Origin of the sequence: Rhizobium sp. L43, assembly GCF_002531725.1 — a bacterium.
Taxonomy (GTDB): Bacteria; Pseudomonadota; Alphaproteobacteria; order Rhizobiales; family Rhizobiaceae; genus Rhizobium.
The window spans coordinates 48,669-70,766 of the sequence record NZ_NWSQ01000014.1; the positions used below are offsets into that span (position 1 = coordinate 48,669).

General features: G+C 61.6%; 22 protein-coding genes. 2 read left to right on the forward strand and 20 right to left on the reverse strand.

The genetic code is table 11. From position 1 onward, the window contains the following. The first annotated feature begins 21 nt into the window (after positions 1–21). Entirely contained in the window at positions 22–1,842 is a 1,821-nt protein-coding gene (gene edd, locus CO667_RS19205) for a phosphogluconate dehydratase (protein ID WP_097619874.1), read from the forward strand. A gap of 145 nt (positions 1,843–1,987) precedes the next feature. Here the strand turns inward: edd and CO667_RS19210 are convergent, their stop codons facing one another. The 6 genes from CO667_RS19210 to CO667_RS19235 all read right to left on the reverse strand — a co-directional run bounded on the left by CO667_RS19210 (position 1,988) and on the right by CO667_RS19235 (position 9,041). Then, a complete protein-coding gene (locus tag CO667_RS19210) occupies positions 1,988–2,341 on the reverse strand; it encodes a hypothetical protein (protein ID WP_047613630.1) in 354 nt (117 codons plus the stop codon). Positions 2,342–2,517: 176 nt separating this feature from the next. Next, the gene (ugpC, locus tag CO667_RS19215; RefSeq protein ID WP_097619875.1) at positions 2,518–3,606 is read right to left on the reverse strand and encodes a sn-glycerol-3-phosphate ABC transporter ATP-binding protein UgpC; all 1,089 of its coding nucleotides are present in this window, start codon (positions 3,604–3,606) and stop codon (positions 2,518–2,520) included. Positions 3,607–3,627: 21 nt separating this feature from the next. Then, positions 3,628–5,280, reverse strand: coding sequence for an alpha-glucosidase (locus tag CO667_RS19220; protein WP_097619876.1), 1,653 nt, complete (start codon positions 5,278–5,280; stop codon positions 3,628–3,630). Positions 5,281–5,314: 34 nt separating this feature from the next. Continuing rightward, a complete protein-coding gene (locus CO667_RS19225) occupies positions 5,315–6,478 on the reverse strand; it encodes a carbohydrate ABC transporter permease (RefSeq protein ID WP_097619877.1) in 1,164 nt (387 codons plus the stop codon). A gap of 1 nt (position 6,479) precedes the next feature. Next, positions 6,480–7,493 (reverse strand): sugar ABC transporter permease, encoded by a 1,014-nt coding sequence (locus CO667_RS19230; protein WP_097619878.1) that lies wholly within the window; start codon positions 7,491–7,493, stop codon positions 6,480–6,482. A 186-nt stretch (positions 7,494–7,679) separates the two neighbouring features. Then, positions 7,680–9,041: an ABC transporter substrate-binding protein gene (locus CO667_RS19235; protein ID WP_097619879.1), complete on the reverse strand. Its 1,362-nt coding sequence runs from the start codon at positions 9,039–9,041 to the stop codon at positions 7,680–7,682. Positions 9,042–9,338: 297 nt separating this feature from the next. Between CO667_RS19235 and CO667_RS19240 the strand changes: the two genes are divergently transcribed. Continuing rightward, a complete protein-coding gene (locus CO667_RS19240; RefSeq protein ID WP_097619880.1) occupies positions 9,339–10,364 on the forward strand; it encodes a substrate-binding domain-containing protein in 1,026 nt (341 codons plus the stop codon). Positions 10,365–10,368: 4 nt separating this feature from the next. Here the strand turns inward: CO667_RS19240 and folD are convergent, their stop codons facing one another. The 14 genes from folD to CO667_RS19310 all read right to left on the reverse strand — a co-directional run bounded on the left by folD (position 10,369) and on the right by CO667_RS19310 (position 22,096). After that, on the reverse strand, positions 10,369–11,268 hold the full coding sequence (gene folD / locus CO667_RS19245) for a bifunctional methylenetetrahydrofolate dehydrogenase/methenyltetrahydrofolate cyclohydrolase FolD (protein WP_097619881.1): 900 nt from the start codon (positions 11,266–11,268) through the stop codon (positions 10,369–10,371). Positions 11,269–11,388: 120 nt separating this feature from the next. Then, positions 11,389–13,149, reverse strand: coding sequence for a succinoglycan biosynthesis protein exop (locus CO667_RS19250; protein WP_097619882.1), 1,761 nt, complete (start codon positions 13,147–13,149; stop codon positions 11,389–11,391). A gap of 220 nt (positions 13,150–13,369) precedes the next feature. Then, entirely contained in the window at positions 13,370–14,209 is an 840-nt protein-coding gene (locus tag CO667_RS19255; protein ID WP_097619883.1) for a WecB/TagA/CpsF family glycosyltransferase, read from the reverse strand. A 251-nt stretch (positions 14,210–14,460) separates the two neighbouring features. Next, entirely contained in the window at positions 14,461–15,000 is a 540-nt protein-coding gene (locus CO667_RS19260) for a hypothetical protein (protein WP_097619884.1), read from the reverse strand. Further along, entirely contained in the window at positions 15,000–15,365 is a 366-nt protein-coding gene (locus tag CO667_RS19265; protein WP_097619885.1) for a hypothetical protein, read from the reverse strand. Before CO667_RS19265 ends, CO667_RS19260 begins: the two co-directional genes overlap by 1 nt. A 125-nt stretch (positions 15,366–15,490) precedes the next feature. Further along, complete coding sequence (locus tag CO667_RS19270) at positions 15,491–16,054, reverse strand: rod-binding protein (RefSeq protein WP_097619886.1); 564 nt, start codon at positions 16,052–16,054, stop codon at positions 15,491–15,493. A gap of 31 nt (positions 16,055–16,085) precedes the next feature. Further along, entirely contained in the window at positions 16,086–16,499 is a 414-nt protein-coding gene (locus tag CO667_RS19275) for a hypothetical protein (protein WP_097619887.1), read from the reverse strand. Positions 16,500–16,506: 7 nt separating this feature from the next. Further along, entirely contained in the window at positions 16,507–17,259 is a 753-nt protein-coding gene (gene fliR / locus CO667_RS19280) for a flagellar biosynthetic protein FliR (protein ID WP_097619888.1), read from the reverse strand. Continuing rightward, complete coding sequence (flhA, locus tag CO667_RS19285; RefSeq protein WP_097619889.1) at positions 17,256–19,343, reverse strand: flagellar biosynthesis protein FlhA; 2,088 nt, start codon at positions 19,341–19,343, stop codon at positions 17,256–17,258. Before flhA ends, fliR begins: the two co-directional genes overlap by 4 nt. Positions 19,344–19,431: 88 nt before the next feature. Next, a complete protein-coding gene (gene fliQ / locus CO667_RS19290; RefSeq protein WP_003570287.1) occupies positions 19,432–19,698 on the reverse strand; it encodes a flagellar biosynthesis protein FliQ in 267 nt (88 codons plus the stop codon). A gap of 89 nt (positions 19,699–19,787) precedes the next feature. After that, positions 19,788–20,234 (reverse strand): flagellar hook assembly protein FlgD, encoded by a 447-nt coding sequence (flgD, locus tag CO667_RS19295; protein ID WP_097619890.1) that lies wholly within the window; start codon positions 20,232–20,234, stop codon positions 19,788–19,790. Continuing rightward, positions 20,225–20,674, reverse strand: coding sequence for a flagellar biosynthesis repressor FlbT (gene flbT, locus CO667_RS19300; RefSeq protein ID WP_003570292.1), 450 nt, complete (start codon positions 20,672–20,674; stop codon positions 20,225–20,227). Before flbT ends, flgD begins: the two co-directional genes overlap by 10 nt. Continuing rightward, positions 20,671–21,018, reverse strand: a complete 348-nt coding sequence (flaF, locus tag CO667_RS19305) for a flagellar biosynthesis regulator FlaF (protein WP_012556615.1) — start codon at positions 21,016–21,018, stop codon at positions 20,671–20,673. The genes flbT and flaF overlap by 4 nt, the downstream gene beginning before the upstream one ends. Positions 21,019–21,049: 31 nt before the next feature. Beyond that, complete coding sequence (locus CO667_RS19310; RefSeq protein ID WP_097619891.1) at positions 21,050–22,096, reverse strand: flagellar hook-associated family protein; 1,047 nt, start codon at positions 22,094–22,096, stop codon at positions 21,050–21,052. Between the last annotated feature and the right edge of the window lie 2 nt (positions 22,097–22,098).

Genomic DNA, 22,098 nt, shown 5'->3' on the forward strand with positions numbered 1-22,098 from the left:
CGAACAAGGCAGGGATTTTCCATGTCCGCTCACGCACGTATTTCTGCGATCACCGATCGCATTGTCGAACGCTCGAAGCCATCTCGCGAGCGCTACCTGGAACGCCTGCGCGCCGCCGCATCCAAGGGTGTGGCCCGTTCGGTACTCGGCTGCGCCAACCTTGCCCACGGCTTCGCGGTCTGTTCCCCCGCCGAGAAGGATGCGCTCGCCGGTGACCGCATCGCCAATCTCGGCATCATCACCGCCTATAACGACATGCTCTCGGCCCATCAGCCGTTCGAGACCTATCCGGCGATCATCCGCGAAGCGGCCGCCGAGGCAGGTGGCGTGGCGCAGGTGGCAGGCGGCGTGCCGGCCATGTGCGACGGCGTTACCCAGGGACAGCCGGGCATGGAACTTTCGCTGTTCTCGCGCGATCTGATCGCCATGTCGGCAGGTGTCGGCCTGTCGCACAACATGTTCGATGCCGCCCTCTTCCTCGGCGTCTGCGACAAGATCGTGCCGGGCCTCGTCATCGCGGCGCTCTCCTTCGGGCACCTGCCGTCGATCTTCGTTCCGGCCGGTCCGATGACGACAGGTCTTCCGAACGACGAGAAGTCGCGCGTGCGCCAGCTCTTTGCCGAGGGCAAGGTCGGCCGCGCCGAACTGCTCGAGGCGGAATCGAAATCCTATCACGGCCCCGGCACCTGCACCTTCTACGGCACCGCCAATTCCAACCAGATGCTGATGGAGATCATGGGCTTCCATATGCCCGGCTCCTCCTTCATCAATCCCGGCACACCGCTGCGCGAAGCGTTGACGCGCGAAGCCGCCAAGCGGGCGCTGGCGATCACCGCGCTCGGCAACGAATTCACCCCGGCGGGCGAGATGATCGACGAGCGCTCCGTTGTCAACGGCGTCGTCGGCCTGCATGCGACCGGCGGCTCGACCAACCATACGCTGCACCTCGTCGCCATGGCGCGGGCGGCCGGCATCCATCTTACCTGGCAGGACATTGCCGAGCTTTCGGAAGTGGTGCCGCTGCTCGCCCGCGTCTATCCGAACGGGCTTGCCGACGTGAACCATTTCCAGGCGGCCGGCGGCATGGGCTTCCTGATCAAGGAGCTCCTGAAGCACGGCCTGGTGCATGACGATGTGCGCACCGTCTTCGGCCAGGGCCTCCAAGCCTATACGGTCGATGCCCGCCTCGGCGAAAAGGGCGGCGTCCTGCGCGAGCCGTCGCCTGACAAGAGCCACGATCCGAAGGTGCTCTCCAGCATCGAAACGCCGTTCCAGGCGAATGGCGGGCTGAAGATGCTGCGCGGCAATCTCGGCAAGGCTGTTATCAAGATCTCGGCCGTCAAGCCGGAGCGTCACATCATCGAGGCGCCGGCAATCATCTTCCACAGCCAGCAGGAACTGCAGGACGCTTTCAAGGAAGGCAAGCTCAACCGCGATTTCATCGCCGTCGTGCGCTTCCAGGGCCCGAAGGCGAACGGCATGCCGGAGCTGCACAAGCTGACCCCGCCGCTCGGCGTGCTGCAGGACCGCGGTTTTCGCGTGGCGCTGCTGACCGATGGGCGCATGTCCGGCGCATCCGGCAAGGTGCCGGCCGCGATCCACGTCACCCCGGAAGCGGTCGACGGCGGCCCGATCGCCCGCATCCGCGACGGCGACATCATTCGCCTCGATGCGATCAAGGGCACGCTCGAGCTGCTCGTCGATGCTGCCGACTTGGCCGAGCGCGAACCAGTGACCGTCGATCTCTCCGACAATGAATTCGGCATGGGCCGCGAGCTCTTCGCGCCGTTCCGCCGCGCCGTCGGCGCTTCGGATCAGGGGGCCAGCGTGCTCTTCCACTGAGCATAGACGCTCCAGAGCGGTTCAGCTTTTAACGGAAGTGCAGAACCGCTCTATCCTTTTGTTTTTACGCAATTCCCGGCAAACAAAAACCCGCGGAGCGCGCGCAGCACCCCGCGGGTTTTCCGTATCAGTCCCGTGCGATCCGTCAGGCGCGGATATCGAGCACGTAGTCGCGATGCGCCGGGTGGGTGCTGTAGACGAAGATCTTGTTCAGCTCCTTCTGCGTCAGCAGGCGCAGGAAGCGGACTTCGATCGTGTTGTTGGCGTTGACCTTCATCAGCAGGCAGCCGACCTTGGTGATGCGGGCATCCGGAATATCCAGATAGAACTGCTTCGGCAGGTTGAACTGGGTCAGGATCGCCAGTGTCGCGCTGCTCATCGAAATCCGGACAATGTCGCAGCGGCGCGAAGCCGCGTGCATGACGCCCTTTTCCGTATATTCGATGCGCGCGGCATTCATCGTGTCCTCCATCTTGAACCGCGCCTCGCGGTCATACATGAAGGATTCTTCCTTGCTCAGGAAATGAGATTTTGGCTGTGACGGATTGGAAGCGGCCACGTGCTTATCCCCCTCATAAATTGACTGGGAAAAGGTAGCAGCCGATCTTTAACAGAAAGTGAGAATCCGGCCCGCCGCGGACAATTCTTGGGATGACCACCCCAAAAATGGCCGCCTTATTTCCGGTAGGTATGACCGGTTGCGTCAAAGAGATGCAACTTCTGCCTGTCGGCGGCAAACCGCATCCTCTGGCCCTTCTTCACATCGTAGATTCCGGGCAGCTTGACGACGATCGGCTCGCCCGGCACCAGGCCCTCGATATAGAGCAGCGTCACTTCGCCGAGCGCTTCGACGATCGACACCTCGCCCTCGAAGAGGTAGTTGGCGCCGTCGGCGATCCGCAGATCCTCCGGGCGAACGCCGAAGCTTGCCTGCTTGCCGGTTTCGGCCGCGTCGGTCGCCACATCGAGCGTCACCGACATGCCGCCGGTCAGCGTCACCGTCGTCTGGCCTCCGGTGCCGGCGACCGTCGCCGGGATGATATTCATGGCCGGCGAGCCGATGAATTTCGCAACGAAGAGGTTGGCCGGGCGCTCATAGAGCTCCAGCGGCGCGCCGACCTGCTCGATATTGCCGGCGGAGAGAACGACGATGCGGTCGGCGAGCGTCATCGCCTCGACCTGGTCGTGGGTCACGTAGATCATCGTCGTATCGGCCATCTGTTCGTTCAGGCGGGCGATCTCGATGCGGGTGGCGACGCGCAGCGCCGCATCGAGGTTGGACAGCGGCTCGTCGAACAGGAAGACCTTCGGATCGCGGCAGATGGCGCGGCCGATCGCCACGCGCTGACGCTGGCCGCCGGACAGCGCCTTCGGCAGGCGGTCGAGATATTTGGTCAGCTGCAGGCTCTCGGCCGCCGCCCGCACCCGGCGGTCGATCTCCTGCTTGCTTTCGCCGGCGATCTTCATGCCGAAGGCCATGTTGTCGAAGACCGTCATGTGCGGATAGAGCGCATAGGACTGGAAGACCATGGCGATGCCGCGCTTGGAGGGCGGCACGTCATTGACGAGATGGCCGTCAATATACATCTCGCCGCCGGTGATCGCCTCGAGACCGGCGATCATGCGCAGAAGCGTGGACTTGCCGCAGCCGGACGGGCCGACGAAGACGATGAATTCGCCTTGCTTGATATCGAGGTCGATCCCGTGGAGAACGTCCACGGAACCGTAGGATTTGCGGATATCCTTCAGCGTCAGTCCAGTCATGTCTCTCTCCCCTGCTGATCCTTAAGCGAGACGGGCGAAATACGCCCCCCAGGCCGGAATATCGATCTTGTCGCCATAGTTGTTGCTGATAAAGCCATGCCCCGTCAACGCCTGCCATTCTCCCGCAGGCAGGGTGACGCCTGTTTCGGCCGGGCTCATGTTGAAGATGCAGAGCAGCTTCTCATTGCCGTATTCGCGGGTGAAGACCAGCGTATCGCCCTCAGTCTCCTCGAATTCGATCTCGCCCTTGGCAAAAGCCGGGTGCAGCTTGCGGAAGGCGATGAAGCGGCGATAGTGCTCCAGCACCGAAGCCTCGTCGCCCTGCTGGACGCTGACGGCGCGCAGGATATGCTCGACCGGCACCGGCAGCCAGGGCTTGACTGTCGAGAAACCGCCCTGGGCGACCTGGCTGTCCCAGACCATCGGGGTGCGGCAGCCGTCGCGGCCCTTGAATTCCGGCCAGAACTGGATGCCATAGGGATCCTGCAGATCCTGATAGGCGAGATCGGCCTCGGTCAGCGCCAGTTCCTCGCCCTGATAAAGGCAGACGGAGCCGCGCAGCGTCATCAGCAGCGAGGCATAGAGCTTGGCGAAGGCGTCGTGATCGGCGACCAGCCCGCCCCAGCGGCTGACATGGCGCATGACGTCGTGATTGGAGAAGGCCCAGCAGGCCCAGCCGTCGGGTGCGGCGGCTTCGAAATCCTCCATCACCTCCTCGACGCGCTCCGGCGTCAGCGGATCGGGCGCCAGGAACTCGAAGGCATAACACATATGCATCTTGTCGTTGCCGGAGGTGTACTCGCCGACGATTTCGAGACCACGCTGGCTGTCGCCGACTTCGCCGACGGCGGCAATCGCCGGGAATTCCTCGAGAACGGCGCGGAAGCGCTTCAGGAAGGCAAGGTTCTCCGGCCGGTTCTTGTCGTAGACATGCTCCTGGAAATTATAGGGATTGACCGCCGGCGCCGTCGAGGCGTTGCGCCGCTCGGGAGCAAGGGCGGGATTGTCGCGCAGCAACGGATCGTGGAAATAGAAATTGATGGTGTCGAGGCGGAAGCCGTCGACGCCGCGGTTCAGCCAGAAACGCACGACATCGAGCAGACGATCCTGCACTTCCGGATTATGCAGGTTCATATCCGGCTGCGAGGTCAGGAAATTGTGCAGGTAATATTGCATGCGCGTCGGATCCCACGCCCATGCCGAGCCGCCGAAAATCGACAGCCAATTGTTCGGCGGCGTACCGTCCGGCTTGGCGTCGGCCCAGACATACCAGTCGGCCTTGGCGTTGGTCTTGCTGGAGCGGCTCTGCACGAACCAGGGATGCTGATCCGACGAGTGAGAGATGACGAGGTCGATCATCACGCGGATGCCGAGGCGATGGGCCTCAGCGATCATCGTGTCGAAATCCACCAGCGTGCCGAAGATCGAATCGACATTCTCGTAGTCGGAAACGTCATAACCGAAATCGCGCATCGGCGAGGTGAAGAAGGGCGAGATCCAGATCGCATCGACGCCGAGGCTTGCCACATGCGGCAGGCGGGCGGTGATGCCCTTCAGGTCGCCGATGCCGTCACCGTTCGAATCCTGGTAGGAGCGCGGGTAGATCTGATAGATCACCGCGCCGCGCCACCAGTCCTTGTCGGGGGTCGAGATCGATTGGGAAGCCACGTTCATGGAATATCCTGTTTGAAGTCACGTTTGCGAATGGTCAGCCTCCCTTGACCGAACCGGCCAGCAGGCCGCGCACCAGATAACGCTGCAGCCCGAAGAAGACGAGCAGCGGCACGATGATGGTGACGAAGGCCGACGCCGTCAAAATCTCCCAATTGCCGCCGCGCGAGCCGAGCAGCGCGTTCAGGCTGCCGGTCAGCACGAGGTGGTCCTTGTCGGTGCCGAGGAAGACCATAGCGACGAGCAGGTCGTTCCACACCCACAGGAACTGGAAGATGGCGAAGGAGGCGAGTGCCGGGAAGGACAGAGGCAAAACGATGCGGGTAAAGATCTCGAAGTCGCTGGCGCCGTCGACGCGGGCGGATTCGATGATCTCTTTCGGCAGGCCGGCGATATAGGCCCGCAGGAGATAGATGGCGAGCGGCATGCCGAAGGCAGTGTGGGCCAGCCAGATGCCGGGATAGGTCTTCGACGGTTCGCCGAGCAGGTTGCCGATCTCGTTATAGAGGCGCAGCAGCGGGATCAGCGACATCTGCAGCGGCACGACGATCAAGCCGACGACCAGCGCAATCAAAAGGGCCCGGCCGGGAAACTCCATCCAGCTGAGCGCATAGGCGGCGAAAGCGGCGATCAGGATCGGGATGATCGTCGCCGGGATCGTCACGGTCAGCGAGTTGATGAAGGACTGGCCGATGCCCTCGCCTGTGAGAACGGTCTTATAGTTCTGCATAGTGAATTCCGGCGGCGCCGAGACGGAGGCATAGATGCGCCGTGGGCGTTCGTCGGGCGAAAAGGCGGCGTTCTTGACATAGCGGTAGCTGCCGTCGCTGTTGATCTGCAGGGTTTCGCCGTCGCCGAGATCGGCGGTCTCGCCGGCCTTATAGGCGGCGGGCTGCTGCACGCGGTTGCCGAAGGCCTTCACCGAGCGGCCGGTCTGGCCTTCCAGCACGTTGCCAGCAATAACATAGGCTGCACCTTCCTGCTGCTGCTGGTCCGGCGTGCCCAAGCGGACGGCGACGGTCTGCGTCGAACCGACGAAGGCCGTCCACCAGCCGGAGACGACGATCTGGTCCTTGTCGCGCAGGGCGCTGACGAAGATGCCGAGCGTCGGGATCAGCCAGATGATGACGATCAGCAGAACGGCGGCGTGAACGAAGAGGCGGGCGGGGCCGATCTTGAAGTAACTTCCGGCAGCGGTCATCTCAGTGGCCCTTCAGTTCGCGGTTGGCGCGGCGCACGTTCCAGACCATGATCGGCGTGACGGCGAGCATGATGATGATGGCGATGACGGCGCTTCGGCCGGAATCGCCGCCGCCGCGGAACATCCAGTCGAACATCAGGTTGGCCAGCACCATCGTCTGCCACTGGCCGTTGGTCATGGTCAGCACGATGTCGAAGACCTTGAGGACGAGGATGGTGATCGTCGTCCAGACGACGGCGATCGAGCCCCAGACCTGCGGCACCATGATGCGCCAGAAGATCTGCCAGCCATTGGCGCCGTCGATGACGGCGGCCTCGATCGTCTCCTCGGGAATGCCGCGAAGCGCGGCCGACAGGATGACCATGGCAAAACCGGTCTGGATCCAGATCAGGATGACCATCAGGAAGAAGTTGTTCCAGAAGGGAACGGAGATCCACACTTCTGGCGTGCCGCCGAAGGTCTGGACGATGGCGTTCAGCAGGCCGATCTGGACGTCGTTGCCGCCGCGATATTCATAGATGAACTTCCAGATGACCGAGGCGCCGACGAAGGAGATCGCCATCGGCATGAAGACGATGCTCTTGGCGATATTGCCCCACCAGATGCGATCGGTCATCACAGCGATGACGAGGCCGAAGAAGGTGCAGGCGGCCGGCACGACGGCGAGCCAGAGAATGTTGTTGAAGATCGACTGACGGAATTCGCGGTCGTTCAAGGCCCACAGGTAGTTCGTCGCGCCGACGAACTGATTGCCCGACCGGTCGTAGAAGGACAGGATGAAGGTCGCAACGACGGGATAGACGAGATAGACGATGAGCAGGAAGAGCGCCGGGCCGATGAACAACCACGGCCGGATCAGCGCGCGGCGGTTGAGATTGCGCGATGCGGCGCGGATGTCGCCATCCTTCACCGGCAGAGCCAGATCCAGGATCTTGTTCGAAAAATAGAAATAGGCCGAGCACGCGATAACGGCCCCGACCACGACGCCCAAAGCGGACACAATCTGCAACAGCATTTCGTCCCTCCCCTGCTTCCCCTGATCTTATCCCGACCGGTTTTTATGCTGACGGGTCAGCGCCGGTCATCGTCAATCTATTCGCATTGCCCCAACACAATACAGCCTGCGATGGCCGGACTCTTGGCGAGCCCGGCCAGTCATGCAAGCCATGCCGCCGGCACGCCGGCGGCATCATTTTGACGATTACTTGATGCCGTCCCAGGCGCTCTGGATTTCGCCGGCAGCCTCTTCGGCCGACTTGCCGCCGACGAAATCGACCATCCCGGTCCAGAAGGCGCCGGCGCCGATTTTGCCCGGCATCAGGTCGGAACCGTCGAAGCGGAAGGTGGTGGCCGAGGTCAGGATCTCGCCTTCCTTCTTCATCTGCGGGTTGGCATAGGCCTCGGTGCTGACGCCCTTATACGGGGTCAGGAAGCTCGACTGCGCCATCCAGACCTCATGGGCGATCGGGGTCTTCAGGAAGTCGATGAAGGCGCGGGCCGTCTTCGAGTCCTTGGCGATCGAGACGAGCGTGCCGGCGCCGAGCACCGGCTTGCCGAGTTCGGGATGCGAAGCATAGGTCGGCATGTAGAAGAAGTCGGCATCCTGGCCGAGTTTCGTGCCCTCGGGGAAGAAGCTCGGGATGAACGAGGCCTGGTGGTGCATGTAGCACTTCGGCGGAACGGAGAAGAGGCCCTTCGGGCTATCGCGGAAATCGGTCGAGGCCACGGCCGCGACGCCGCCATTGACGTATTTCTCGTTCTTGGCGAACTTGCCGAATTCGTCGATCGCGGCGACGACGGCCGGATCAGTGAATTTCAGCTCGTTGGTCGTCCATTTGTCATAGGCTTCCGGCGGCTGCATGCGCAGCATGAGGTCCTCGACCCAGTCGGTCGCCGGCCAGCCGGTGGCGCCGCCGGAACCGAGACCGATGCACCAGGGAACGCCGCCATCCTTGACGATCTGGTCGGTCAGGGCGTGCAGTTCTTCCATGGTCGTCGGGATCTTGTAGCCGGCTTCCTCGAAGTTCTCCGGAACATACCAGACCAGCGATTTCACGTCGGCCTTGTAAGGGAAGGCATAGAAGGCGTCCTTGCCGTCCTTGCCCTTGTAGGTGCCGTATCCGACCCAGCTGTCGCCGGCGCCGTAATTGTTCTTGATCCACTTGGAGTTGTCATCGCCGAGCGGCGTCAGGAAGCCCTTGCTGGCGAGATCGGCGAGCAGGCCCGGCTGCGGCAGAACGGCAATGTTCGGCGGCGAGCCTGCCTGGGTATCGATGACGATCTGCTGTTCGTAGTTTTCGGAAGAGGAATATTTGACATCGATGCCGGTGGCTTCGGTGAAATAGGCAAGAACGCTCTGGAAGAACGCCTCGTCCTCGCCGCGCCACGGCCCGAAGATCGTCAGCGGCTGGCCCTTCAGATCGGCATGCGCAGCCTTGAATTCGTCATAGCTCTTCCAGTTGAACTTGGCATCCTGTCCCGGGGGAAATTTCAAATCGGCCGCGGACGCAGCGCCGGCAAAAAGCGCTGCCGCGGCAACGCCCATCAAAAATGACTTTTTCATGTGATCATCCTCCCATCACAATCCCAACCGCGCCGAATTCCCTTAAAAAGAAATTTCAAAGCGCTTTGACACTCAACTCATTTCACTTTCGGTGGAATGAAGTCAAGTCATTTCGCGAAAACCGGCTGTGAACACGGCTGTTATCGCGGCGCAGCAACGCCTATCGGGAAATATGGAGCGATTTTTCTTGAGTCAAGCGCGCCAAATGCTACATAATTGAAAGCGCTTTGGATGCCACTGGGAGGCGGCGGGCCTTTTCAAGACGGCTGCAGAGCGGGCCGGGAGGAAGCATAGCAGGTGAATCTCAAACAGCTATCGGAATTGCTGGGGCTGTCGCAGACGACGGTGAGCCGAGCGCTCAACGGCTATCCCGAGGTCAACGAGGCGACCCGGGAGCGCGTGCTTCAGGCTGTCAAGGAAACCGGGTACCGGCCGAACAAGGCGGCGCAGCGGCTGGCGACCGGCAAGGCAGGCTCGATCGGCCTCGTCATGCCGACGGCGCCCGGCCACCAGTCCGACGTGCATTTCGGCGAATTCCTGGCCGGGCTCGGCGAAGAGGCCGTGCGCCACGACTTCCATTTCGTCATCATGCCGGCCGACCCGGATGACGAGGTGGCCGCACTCCGGCGCCTGGCGATCAGCGGCAATGTCGACGCCCTGTTCGTCGCCTATATGCGTGGCCACGATCCGCGCCTTCCCATGCTGAAATCGCTCTCCATGCCCTATGTCGTGCATGGCCGCTCCTTCGGGGCGGAGCCGGATTATCCCTATCTCGACATCGACAATGAAGGCGCCTTCTACGATGCGACGCGGCTGTTGCTGCAACTCGGCCATACGCGCTTTGCGCTGATGAACGGGCCAATGCATCTCGATTTCGCCATCCGCCGGAGGAACGGCGTCATCTCGGCGCTGGCCGAGCGCGGGCTGGCGCTCGATGAGGGTTGCATCAGCCACGCGCTGATGACGGACGAGCAAGGCCTGCTGGCGATGGAACACTTCCTGCAGCTGCCGGAGCGGCCGACGGCGATCCTCTGCTCCAGCACGGTGCTGGCGCTCGGCGCAATCCGCGCGGTCAACCAGGCGGGATTGCGGCTCGGCGAGGATATTTCGCTGATCGCCCATGACGACGTGCTGCCGCTGTTGAAGCCGGAAAATTTCTCGGTGCCGCTGACGACGACACGCTCCTCGCTGCGGGCCGCCGGTGTGCGCATCGCCCAGCGGCTGATCGGCACTGTGAAGCAGGCCGGCCCCTTCCCCGACCAGGAGCTGTGGAAGACCGAGCTGATCGTCAGGGCCTCGACCGGCCCTGCTCCACAGGCTTAAGCAGTTAAAACTGCGGCGGGGTCTGCCCTGCCGCGCGATGGGCGGCGATAACAGTGTTGGCCATCAGCATGGCGATGGTCATCGGGCCGACGCCGCCGGGCACCGGGGTAATGGTGCTGGCGACCTCGACGACTTCCCGGAAGGCAACATCGCCGACGAGCCGGGTCTTGCCTTCGCCCTTGTCGGGAGCCGGCACGCGATTGATGCCGACATCGATGACCGTCGCGCCCGGCTTGACCCAATCGGCCCGGACCATCTCCGGCCGACCGACGGCGGCGACCAGAATATCGGCGTTGCGGCAGACTTCGGCGAGGTTCTTCGTTCTGGAATGCGCGATCGTCACCGTCGCATTGGCGTTCAGCAGCAATTGCGCCATCGGCTTGCCGAACAGGTTGGAGCGACCGATGACGACGGCATTGAGGCCGGAGAGATCCTCGCCATGGGTGCGGCGGACGAAGACCATGGCGCCGGCCGGCGTGCAGGAGACCAGACCGGTCTTCAGGTCGCCGGTGGCGAGCTTGCCGGCATTGACGACGCTGAGGCCGTCGACATCCTTTTCCGGCAGGATCGACTGGATGATCGGCTCGCTGTCGAGCGGCTTCGGCAGCGGCAACTGCACCAGGATGCCGTGGATCGACGGATCGGCATTGAGGGTGGCGACGAGGGCGGCCAGATCCTCCTGCCTGGTCTCGGCCGGCAGCGTGTGCTGGACCGACTTGAAACCGCATTCCTTGGCCATGCGGCCCTTGGAGCCGACATAGGCGTGGCTGGCCGGATCGTCGCCGACGATGACGACCGCCAGGCCCGTCGTGACGCCGCTGCTCTTTTCCAGCGCTGCCGTCGCACTCTTGACCGTCTGAATGACCGATGCAGCTACGTTCTTGCCGTCGATTACTGTCGTCACGCGTCTCTCCGCCCTGTTTCGCCTCAATCTATGGATAGCCGGCGAGCGTCAAATGCCCGCTAACGCCCTATCCTGTCGGAAAGCAGCAAGGCAATATCAAAAATGCAAGGAAATGCTCGTTCAGCGCAGCGGCGGCCGCGCTTCGAGCGCATGAACTCGAAGCCGGTCGCGCAGGCCGGAGATTTCGGAGCGCAGCACCTCCATCTCGTCGACCGGGGGCGGGGCCGGTTGCGATGCCGGCGGCGCGGAAGACAGCGGTGGCGAAACCCGCATCTCCTCTTCGGGTGCGGCCATGGGTTTACGCAGGCGCAGCAGGAAAGCCGCAGCAAGACCTGCGGCGAGACCAGCAGCAGCGCCGGCGAGCGAACGTCCGGTCCGGCCATCCCCCGCCGAAACCGCCGTTGCCAACGCCGGCTTGATGAGCGTGACATGGCCGTCGGCGACCGTTCCGGCCGACGCGGAAGCCGCATCTTCCAGGCGCGAACGCGCAGCATCGGCCTTCTCGCCGAGTTCGGTCAGCCGGGAAAGGTCGACGCCGGTATCCCAGCTTTGAGCGATCAGCGTGTTGCGGCGGTCGTTCAGGCCCTTGCGCGCATCGACGGCGGCCTTGGCGGCGACATTGGCGGCCTGAGCAAGACGGGTCAGTTCCTTGCTCATATTCTCCTTCAGGCCATCGGTTTCGGCCTGCTGCTGCAAGAGGCGCGGATGGCGCGGGCCGAGCTCGGCCGAAAGCTGCGCCAGCGCTGTCTTGGCGACGGCATATTTGTCGCGCCAGTTCTGCAGCGCCGGCGAAAGCATATCGGCGGGCAACGAACCGTCGAGCACCCCGGCAAGTTTTGCCGCCTTCAGCCGGTCGGCCTGCGCCTTGGCGTCGAGGATAGTCCGGTCGGCCTCTTTCAGATCGGCATCGAGCCGGTCGATCTGGCGGCGAAGATCGACCGCCACCTTGACATTGCCCTCACCGCTCTTTGCCGTGAAGGCGGCAAGCTCCGCCTTCGCCTCGTCATAGGCCTTGCGCAAGGCGGCGTCGGTTTCGGCGTTGCCGCCGGCTCCATCTGCCGAGGAGACCGCCTCGGCAAGCCGCGCGGCGATGCGCAGGGATTTACCGCTGTCGCCCGTCGTCACCCTGACGAGGATCATGCCGGCGGCGGCATCGGGCAAGATCTCGACCGCATGTTTCAACGTCGCCTCGGCGCGCGAGGCCGGATCGGCAGCAGCACCGGTCGCCGAGAGGAGATCGAGCGCAACGCCAAGCGCATCGGCACTGCGGCCGGCAAATTCGGGATCGTGATCGAGTTTCAGGGCGGCGACCGTCGAAGCAACCACCCGCGCCGACATCAGCCCTTTCACTGCTGCCTGGGTGAAGGCGGCGCGGCTTGCGGCATCGGTCTTCACCGCAAGCGTCGCTTCGGCGCGGTAGAGGGCTGGCGACGCCGGCATCAATGCCGGCAGGCCGGCGCCGACGATCGTCGCCGCGGCGACCATCATCAGAAGACCCATGCCGCCGATGCGCCGCGGTGGCGCCGCCGGCAGGGGCTCGGCCGGTTCCTCACGAATGACCGCCAGCGATTCGCCCGAGATCATCGGCTCGCCGGCCGGAGCGAGTTCTTCATACCACGCCCGGTCGTGAGAAAGCGGATGGCCGACATCATTGGCGGCCCGCAGGCGATTGCCGAGGATGGTTTCGATGCGGTCGACCAGCGGGGCCGTGGGCGCGGCTTTTGCGCGCTGCTCTTCCAGCGCGCGGCCGATGACACGCAGCAGTTCGGCCTCGGGCGGGGCGATATCAGGCCGGGTCGGCCGGGGCGATCCATAGCGGTCGTCACGCGGCCCTGCGGCTGCGCGATCATGGAAACTGCTTCTGGCCCTGATATCGTACATTTGCGCCACATCTCATGCACAGGATGGCCGAATTCGCTCATCCGCACGGAGGCAGATGATTAAACCAGTCTAAATATTCATGGCAAAGAAATGGTTAACCGCAGCGTGTAAGAACTATGGATCGATCCTTGAATCGGCATCGATTCAAGGATCGGTCATTTGCCATTCCAAGGGCGGCAGCGTTCTTTGCGCGTCTGAAAAGACGCGCGGCGCTGTCGGCTCAGCTCGCCTTCTTGTGATCCACCCGCGGCTGCAGCGCGGTAGCCTGCTCTTCCGGATGGCTGAGGATCCTTTCGCGCCGGCGGAAGCGGTAGCGCAGGACATGGAAGAGGAAGACCGGAATGCCGATGACGTAACGGCGCCAGAGGCGCGTCGGCTCCTGCAGCAGGCGATAAGCCCATTCCAGGCGCATCATCCGCACCGTCTTCGGCGCACGCGGCACGGCGCCGGAGACGAAGTCGAAGAGAGCCCCGACCGTCAGCACCAGGCGCGCATGATCGGCACGGATATTGTCGTGGACCCATTTCTCCTGCAGCGGCGTTCCCATGCCGACGATCAGGATATCCACCTTCTGGCGCTCGAGTTCCTCGGTGACGGCGGAGGAATCGACCTTGTCGAAATAGCCGTCGGAAATGACGATGAATTCATGCCAGGGCGTATGCCTGCGGAAATTATCCGCCGCCGCCTCGACGACCGAACGCGTGCCGCCGATGAGGCCGATGCGACGCGGGGCCTCCATGAAGGTGAGGAAGGCCGGCACGAAATCGGTGCCGTTCAGATTGGCGGGAAACGGCCCACCATGGGCGATCTGCGATGCGATGTTGAGGCCGATACCGTCAGGCAGCACCAGATTGTGCGACATGATCCGGTAATATTCGTCGTCGCGAAGCGCGGTCAGCATGTTGTGGGCATTGACGAAGCAAACCACGGTCTGGCCGACGGGAATGGAGGCCAACTCGTTGATGAAAACGAGAGCGTCGTCCCAGCCGAGGTCGCAGACCGGCAGATCGAAGATCGTCCGCCGCGATGCGAGCACCGCGAAGTTTGCAATCAGATTCATTCCAACCTCCTGCCGAGGATGCTTCATCCGCCCGACATCCCGGAAAACAAGCCCACACTTCCCGCATCGGCGATCCCGAACCCGGAAGCGGCCCATGCCAAGCTGTGGCACCTGATATAACAGGACGGTTTCAAACAACCCTTAGGAAAATTCCTTGAATTTCCATGCTCGTATAAGTGGTTTATTAACCACATCAGCCAACGACAAACGGCGCCCTGCGGCGCCGTTTGTCGTCGATGATTGGACGGTCTTTAGTGGGCGGCCGGGGCCGGCGCTTCGCCGGCCGGTGCGGTCTCGACGATCTTGACGGGTGTGCCCACCTTCTTCGGCTGGCCGGCGGAGCTTTCCTTGACATCTTCCTTGGAGAGATAGTCGAGCTGCTCCAGCATCACGTCGGCGACATATTCGCCGCCGAGGCGCTCGTTCATGCCCTTCTTGATCTCTTCGCGGAAGGCCTTCGGATCGAAGGATGTGATGTGGGCGATATCGACCATCTTGTTGCCGACGAGCAGGCTGAAAAGCTCGTCCGTGGTCATCTCGGCCAGCGGCAGCGTCACACCCTTCAACATTTCCTTGTTCATCATGAAGGAAACGCGGCCGAGGAAGTAACCGGTGATCGCGCCGTCGCCGATGATCGGTACCGTGATCGTTTCACCCTTCACCAGTTCGAGCGCGCTCTGCTTGGAATCCGTTGCCGCGGGCGCCGGCGCGGTCGCCAGGTACACCGAGAAATAGACCGATGCCAAGGTGACGGCGCAAACCCAGACACCGGTGAGGACGAGCTTGATCATCAGTTACCACGCGAGGCGAATTGTTCCTGGGAATAGGTGCCGTCGGCGTCGGCGTCCTGAACGGCGTTCTTCAGCAGGTCGGCGACAGCGCGAACCGCTTCGAGATGCGCCTCGACCCGGCGGGCATTGAGAACCAGCTTCTTCTTCAGGCCGTGCAGCTGATCGAGATGGGCAGCGGCAAGCTCGGCCGGATCGGTGTCGCGGAAAAGCATCGACAGCTCGTAGAGGCAGCGGCTCTTATGCGCATTGGAGACCTTGAGATCGAACTGGGGATCGCTGCCGATCCGGGTGTTCTCATTGTCGATGATCATTTCGAGGCGTCCGAGAACGGATTTGATCCTGTATTCGTTCGAAACTATTTCCATTGTACCCTCGGTTATGCGTCGCTTAAAGCATGATGCCGAAAACTATGCGCGGTTTACGCACCGCAGCATGCTCTAACTCTTTCATTGAGAACGGGATTCAGATTTCAGGCCGAACGGGCCTGAAATCATCCTGTTCCATCGGACTTGGCGTCGGCAGTCGGCGTGCCGAATGTCTTGCGCTGGAAGTCGTCGATCATGCTGATCGCAGTGTTGCGGTCACGATCATCGGTCGAGGCATTGACGATTTTGCCTTCCTGGCGGCGCAGCTGCTCGCTGTACATCTGCTTGGCGATGCCGATGCCGTCACCCTTGGCCATGGTGTTGCCGAGCTGTTCGGCCATCATGCCCTTCCAGATATCGCCGGTCGCGCCCTTGCCGTAGACGTCTTCGCTTTCGCTCGGCAGCATGGACTTGACGAAATTCTGCAGAACCATGGCCTCGAATTTCCGGTAGCTCTCCGGCACTTCCTCGGCCTTGGTGCGGTTCTGGATGTTGTTGAGGCCGCTCTTCTGGCCGACATGGTCGAGAACATCGACCGTATTGGAGAAGCCCTTGCCGTTTTCGGCGAGGCTCGTTGCGGCAAAGGCCGCACGATTTGCCTTCAATTTCTCCTGGGCCGCCTGAACCTCCATGGGGTCGGCAGCTTTGACAACGTCCAGGACCAGATCACTGGGGGGCGAAATAGCCACGTTACAATCCTCTAATTTAAGATCGTAACGACTATGGGTTTTGAAGCTTGCTGGAGGCTGGCGTTGCGAATTGCTGATCGATGACATCGTAGACGGCATTGTCATCGGCCTTACGGCGCTCGGCCTCGAGGGCGTCGTTCATGCCCTCTTCGAAACGATCGCCCTTGGCGCGCTCGCGCGCCAGCCGCATCTCGTGGATCTCCTGCATGCCGGTCAGCTGCTTGTCCTTGATGGAAAGCCGGCCGAATCGATCGGCGTAATTCTGCGAGAAGGCGTGGTGGACCGGGTCCATCGAGCCGAGCGCGAGGATGACGTCGTCCATCGCAGCATTGACCTCAACGCGCTGGCGACTGGTTTCGGCCAGGTCGTTTTCGGCCATCCTTTCGATATGCCGCTGCACCACGAGCAGTCGCTTGAGCTTCTGGGAGCGGTTCTTTTCGATCATATCAGCCTCATCGCCCGATATAGATCGAGCCGAAGGACTGGCTGAACTGGCTGACCATCGCCGCAATCGAGAAGTAGATCAGGAAGAGCCCACCCATCAGCAGATAGGGCGTGGAGATGAAGTAGACGGGGATCTGCGGCGCCAGCTTGTTGATGAAGCCGATCGAGACGTTGAAGATCAGGCCGTAGATCAAAAACGGGCTCGACAGCCGCAGCATGATGTAGGTGGTCTGCTCCAGCGTGTCGGTAAAGGAGATCAGCGTCGCGCGCATCTGCATCAGGCCGCCGAAGGGCATGGTGGTGTAGGAATCGATCAGCGCTCGGAAGACGATGTGATGGAAATCCATCATGAAGAGGATCATGATGCCGGCAAAAGTGATGAAGGCGGAAAGGCTGGTTTCCGGCGTGTCTTCGATGATGTCGGCGGAACCCGGCTGGGTGTAGCCGACCATCATGGCAACGATCGAGGCGGCGAACTGCATGCCGAGCGTATAGATCCGCGCCAACATGCCGTACATCACGCCGATCAGCGATTCGCTGAAGATCAAGCCGATATAGGTGCCGGAACCGGTGTGGACGGCCGGATAGACCGTGTCCCAGAGCAGCGGCATGACGGAGATCGACAGCGCGCCGGCGATGAAGACGCGCAGCTGGTCGGGCACGCGCGCCGAGGAAAAACCCGGAAGAGCCAGCACACAGCCACCGATCCGGCAGAAAACCAGAAACAGCGCGAGAACGGTCCCTTGCGGGTCTGTTATCATGAAATAGAGCCCAAAATCTTTATCTCGATGCCCTTGGCCAGTTCGACATGCGACAGGACCGGCAGCGTGGCGAACAGCCGTTCGATGATCATGCGCACATAGGAGCGTGTTTCCGGAGACGTGACAAGGGCGAATGGCAGGCCGCGATCCATGAACTCACGGATAACTTTGGTGGCCTGTTCGCTGAACTCCTCGAGGCTGCGCGGATCGATGTCGAATTCGATCACCTCGCCCTTGGCGTCGCGCTTCAGCGCCTGGTGGAAGGCGAGATCCCATTTGCTGCCGAGTCTCAGCACACGCAGCACCCCGTTGTCGGCGAGGTCGCCGCAAAGCTGCTGGGCCATGCGGATGCGGACATGCTCGACGATCTGCTCGGTCTTCCTGACATGTGGGGCAAGCTCGGCCACCGCTTCGAGAATGAGGTGCAGGTTGCGGATCGAGACGCGTTCGGCAAGCAGAAGCTTGAGCACCGCCTGCAGACCGGAATAGGACATGTGCGACGAGCAGATCTCGTCGGCGAGCTTCTTGTATTCGGGGTCGAGCCGGTCGATCAGCACCTTGACGTCCTTGTAGGACAGGAGCTGCGGCAGGTTGTTGCGGATGACCTCGCTCATATGGGTCAGCACGACGGAGACGTTGTCGATCGGCTGGAAGCCCTCGCGCTTCAGATCGTCGGCGAAGTTTTCGAGGATCGAGACGGCCGGCATGCCGAAAGCCGGTTCGCGGATTTCGTCGCCCGGAATGCTCGGCCGGCGGCCGGCGCCGGTGACGACCAGGACTTCGCCGACGCGCAGGAGGTTGGAGGCGACCGTCGTGCCGTGGATGCGGATCTGGTAGGACTTCTCGGCGATGGCGATATCGTCCGTCACCTTGATCTCGGGCACGACGAAGCCGTATTGCGTGGCGAATTTCTTGCGCATCTTGCCGACGCGGAAGGCGAGTTCCTGGTGAGCGCCGAGCAGACGCGTCGAAACCATCTTGCCGAGCGCGAGTTCGATCTCCGAGGTACGCAGCACGGACTTGACCGAATCCTTTTCCAGTTCCTTATTCTGGACGACCTTCTTTTCCTCTTGCTCGCGGCGAAGCTTGTTTTCAGCCTCGACCTGACGCGGGATGAACCAGGCGCCGAAGGCAAGAAGACTGCCGAGGATCACGAAGGGGATAAAGGGCAGGCCCGGCATCAAGGCCAGGACGAACATCAGCACGGCGGAAACGGACAGCGCGCGGGGGTAGCCACTCAGCTGATTGACGACCGCCTGGTCGGTGGAGCCGGTGGTGCCGCCGCGCGACACGAGCAGGCCGGCGGCGAGCGAGACGATGAGGGCCGGCATCTGCGAGACGAGGCCGTCGCCGACGGAGAGCTTAACGAAGACGTCGGCCGCTTCGCCGATCGGCATGCCGTGGCGGAAGTAGCCGATGATGATGCCGCCGAAGACGTTGATGGCGGTGATGATGAGGCCGGCGACAGCATCGCCGCGCACGAATTTCGAGGCACCGTCCATCGCACCGAAGAAGGAGCTTTCCTCTTCGAGCTCTCTGCGCCGGCGCTGGGCTTCCTTCTCGTCGATGATGCCGGCCGAGAGATCGGCGTCGATCGACATCTGCTTGCCGGGGATGGCATCGAGAGTGAAACGCGCGCCGACTTCGGCGATACGCGTGGCGCCCTTGGTGATGACGATGAAGTTGATGGTGATGAGGATCAGGAAGACGATCAGACCGATGACGAAGTCGCCGGACATGACAAGGCTTGCAAAGCCGGCAATGACGCCGCCGGCCGCGTCGTGACCTTCATTGCCGTGGGACAGGATAACGCGCGTCGTCGCGATGTTCAGCGCCAGCCGGGTCATCGTCGCGATCAGCAGAATGGTCGGGAAAGACGAGAAATCGAGCGGCTTCTGGATCCACAGCGCAACCATCAGGATCAGCACCGAGAAGGCGATCGAGAAGGCCAGTCCCATATCGATCAGGAATGGCGGGATCGGCAGGAAGAGAATGCAGATGATGCCGATGATGCCGAGGGCGAAACCGACATCGCGGAGACTCGGGACAACTTTCGGAAGGGGTAATGCAGGTGGTTGCGCCATAACGATTCCGTCTCTTCATGAGAGGAGCGGACATGAGGTCCGCCAATTCGGATCGAGAATTAAATGGCGAAGCTTGCGCGAAGGTGGCTCAGAAGCCGGACTGGATGCGCGAGAAGACCAGATTGGTGAAAATCGAGATCTGCGAGCCGACGAAAGGCGCGGTAACGCCGACCACGACCAGCACGGCGACGATCTTCGGCACGAAGGTTAGTGTCGCTTCCTGCACCTGGGTCAGCGCCTGGATCAAGGCGATGACGAGACCCACCACCATCGCAGCGAGGACGGCGGGACCGGAGGCAATCAGCACGGTCCAGATCGCCGCCTGGAACAGATCCAATGCATCAGCTTCATTCATCGAAAGGCAACCTCATATCGCCTCGAAGCAGCCCCGCCGTGGCCGGGCCGCTGTTGATTGGTATCACCCGACGCGTCGGCGCCGTGGTATCAGGTATCGCTGCTATCGGTGGTCGTCGTGGTGGTCGGCGCCTGGTTAGCAACAGTGATTCCCGCCTGCACGAGTATCTTACCGCCATCCTTGGTCGTCGCAATGATGCCGTCGGAATAAACTTTGACGGAATCGACGATGCCTTTGACGGTGCCGTCGGCGCTTTCCATGTATTTGCCGACATAGCTGCCGGCCTGGGTGAGGCTCGAGCTTGCCAGAAGCGTGTCCAGCTTGGTGTTGGTCTGGATCGTCTGCTCGACCTGCGAGAAGGTTGCAAGCTGCGCAACCTGTTCGCTGGCATCCATCGGATCGGTCGGATCCTGATTCTTCATCTGCGCGATGAGCAGCTGAAGGAAATTGTCATAATTAAGCGTCGCACTCTTCTTGGCCGAACTCGTCGAGCTCGAGGTCGACGTGCTCACGCTTGATGTTGCATCTACCGCCATGGCGCAATCTCCCTACGAATCTGCTCGACCATCGTCGGCGGCATTTCGTGGTTATTGAGGATATTGTCTTCGATCGCGTAGAGGCCGCGGATCGCCTTCAGCGCGTCGAAAGCGCGGCCGGTCGAGACGAGCGCATCGATGCGCTTCAGTTCGGCGAGGATTTCCTCGTTCTTGAAGCATGTGAGCAGCATGGTGATCGACTTGCGGAACATCGCCGTCGAGTGGTCCTTGCCCTCGGGATTGATCAAGATCATCTGCGCGATGAAATAGAGCTGGCGCAGCGGCGTCGTGGCGCCTTCCGGCTGGAGGACGTGGTTTTCGAGAAGGAACGTCACATCATTCAGGAATTCCAGCGCGACCTTGCGGTCGACGCGCAGGACGGCGCCGTTGATGAAGATTCTTTCTCCGGCTTTCAGAGAAATGCGAAGTGTACTTTTCATTTAAGTCCATCCCTGATGATGGTGGTAACGTCGATGATGCCCTGGTAGTTATTAGACAGACGTTTTCGTATCCTGTCGCATTCCTTCAATATCCAGATCGCAATCGAGATGAGGTTGGCCCTCAGCTCGATCTCCAGCTGATTGTCGGGATGTTTCAGATCCTCGATGAAGCTGATCCACACCCGGCGGGTATAAAACAGGGCTTCGATGGCTTCCCGGCCGTATTTTTCCTTTTCGCGCGCCAACGACAGCAGGTCTATGGACCGGTCAAGGACCTGCCATTCCCGCTCTTTCGCGTCGGCCACCGAGTCCTGCATGACTTCGGCATATGAGAACTGATACATTCATGCATCCTTCTTTGCGCGCCTTTGATCATCAAAGGTAATTTACGAGACTCAACTGCTGGATCTTCGAAACGATCGTGTAAGCTGTTTCAAGCTGCGTTTCCAAAGTCTTGACGAGGGTCGACGCTTCGTAAGGGTCGACGCCCTGGAGATCGACGAGCTTGTTCTTGATGATATTAGACTGGGCGTCGAGGGCATCGTTGGACTTCTTGACGCGCTCCTGGGAAAGGCCGAGCTGGCTTGCCTGCGTCACGAGGCCGCTGGTCGCCTTCGTCGTGTAGCTGATCGCCTGCTTGGACACTGTGCTCATCGCATCGCTGCTGAGGCCCTGGCCGAGCAGCGCCGAGGTCATGACCGAGGCAAGCGCGAAGTAGCGCATGCCTTCGGAATTGGCGTTGGTCGAGGATTCGATCACTTCCGAGTTGCTGATGCGGCTCGTCATGTTCTGGCTCGATGCCTGCGACCAGCCGGTCGTCGCATCGGTCCAGTTCGCTTCGCTGAACATCGGCTCGACCGTCGACGTTATGAAGGTCTCCATTTCAGCGCCGGTCAAATCGCTGACCGGCTTGCCGAGGCCGGTCGCATAGGTGTTCAGCGCCGTGACGATGTCCGCGCTCGTGGCGGTCGTCTTGTCGGTCAGCGGCTGCACATCGGTATTGATGCCGGAGAACAGATATTCGCCGTTCACCATGGTATTGGCCGTGTCCATCATCGTGGAGAGCGCGCTGGTCGCCGACTGGATGGCGACGGTAATGCTGCCGGGATCGTGGCTGCCCTGGAGCGCCGTCAGCTTCGAAACGAGACCGTCGCCGACGTCCTTCATCTTGGAAAGGCCGAGTTGCGAGGATTCCATGCGCGCGGTAACCAGCGAATTGCTCGATTTGATCGAATCGATCCTGTCGACCTCGCGGCTGAAATCCACGCTTCTCGCGGCATTGCCGCCAAGCGAGACACCGATATCCGCATAGACTCCCGTCGTTGCTTCCATCGTCGCCTTCGTCATCTGGTTCTGCCCCTGACGAATGGTCAAGCGCATCGCATTCTGAATGGCCGAACTTGAAATAAATGAGCTCTTCATGG

What these genes read in the sequence shown, in the direction of transcription:
- flgD (WP_097619890.1), bottom strand. Translation starts at nt 20,234, where the DNA reads ATGGCGGTAGATGCAACATCAAGCGTGAGCACGTCGACCTCGAGCTCG.
- fliR (WP_097619888.1), bottom strand. Translation starts at nt 17,259, where the DNA reads ATGATAACAGACCCGCAAGGGACCGTTCTCGCGCTGTTTCTGGTTTTC.
- ugpC (WP_097619875.1), bottom strand. Translation starts at nt 3,606, where the DNA reads ATGACTGGACTGACGCTGAAGGATATCCGCAAATCCTACGGTTCCGTG.
- flaF (WP_012556615.1), bottom strand. Translation starts at nt 21,018, where the DNA reads ATGTATCAGTTCTCATATGCCGAAGTCATGCAGGACTCGGTGGCCGAC.
- CO667_RS19220 (WP_097619876.1), bottom strand. Translation starts at nt 5,280, where the DNA reads ATGAACGTGGCTTCCCAATCGATCTCGACCCCCGACAAGGACTGGTGG.
- fliQ (WP_003570287.1), bottom strand. Translation starts at nt 19,698, where the DNA reads ATGAATGAAGCTGATGCATTGGATCTGTTCCAGGCGGCGATCTGGACC.
- CO667_RS19255 (WP_097619883.1), bottom strand. Translation starts at nt 14,209, where the DNA reads ATGAATCTGATTGCAAACTTCGCGGTGCTCGCATCGCGGCGGACGATC.
- CO667_RS19210 (WP_047613630.1), bottom strand. Translation starts at nt 2,341, where the DNA reads ATGTATGACCGCGAGGCGCGGTTCAAGATGGAGGACACGATGAATGCC.
- CO667_RS19310 (WP_097619891.1), bottom strand. Translation starts at nt 22,096, where the DNA reads ATGAAGAGCTCATTTATTTCAAGTTCGGCCATTCAGAATGCGATGCGC.
- edd (WP_097619874.1), top strand. Translation starts at nt 22, where the DNA reads ATGTCCGCTCACGCACGTATTTCTGCGATCACCGATCGCATTGTCGAA.
- CO667_RS19250 (WP_097619882.1), bottom strand. Translation starts at nt 13,149, where the DNA reads ATGTACGATATCAGGGCCAGAAGCAGTTTCCATGATCGCGCAGCCGCA.
- CO667_RS19260 (WP_097619884.1), bottom strand. Translation starts at nt 15,000, where the DNA reads ATGATCAAGCTCGTCCTCACCGGTGTCTGGGTTTGCGCCGTCACCTTG.
- CO667_RS19275 (WP_097619887.1), bottom strand. Translation starts at nt 16,499, where the DNA reads ATGATCGAAAAGAACCGCTCCCAGAAGCTCAAGCGACTGCTCGTGGTG.
- CO667_RS19265 (WP_097619885.1), bottom strand. Translation starts at nt 15,365, where the DNA reads ATGGAAATAGTTTCGAACGAATACAGGATCAAATCCGTTCTCGGACGC.
- CO667_RS19235 (WP_097619879.1), bottom strand. Translation starts at nt 9,041, where the DNA reads ATGAAAAAGTCATTTTTGATGGGCGTTGCCGCGGCAGCGCTTTTTGCC.
- CO667_RS19225 (WP_097619877.1), bottom strand. Translation starts at nt 6,478, where the DNA reads ATGACCGCTGCCGGAAGTTACTTCAAGATCGGCCCCGCCCGCCTCTTC.
- CO667_RS19230 (WP_097619878.1), bottom strand. Translation starts at nt 7,493, where the DNA reads ATGCTGTTGCAGATTGTGTCCGCTTTGGGCGTCGTGGTCGGGGCCGTT.
- flbT (WP_003570292.1), bottom strand. Translation starts at nt 20,674, where the DNA reads ATGAAAAGTACACTTCGCATTTCTCTGAAAGCCGGAGAAAGAATCTTC.
- flhA (WP_097619889.1), bottom strand. Translation starts at nt 19,343, where the DNA reads ATGGCGCAACCACCTGCATTACCCCTTCCGAAAGTTGTCCCGAGTCTC.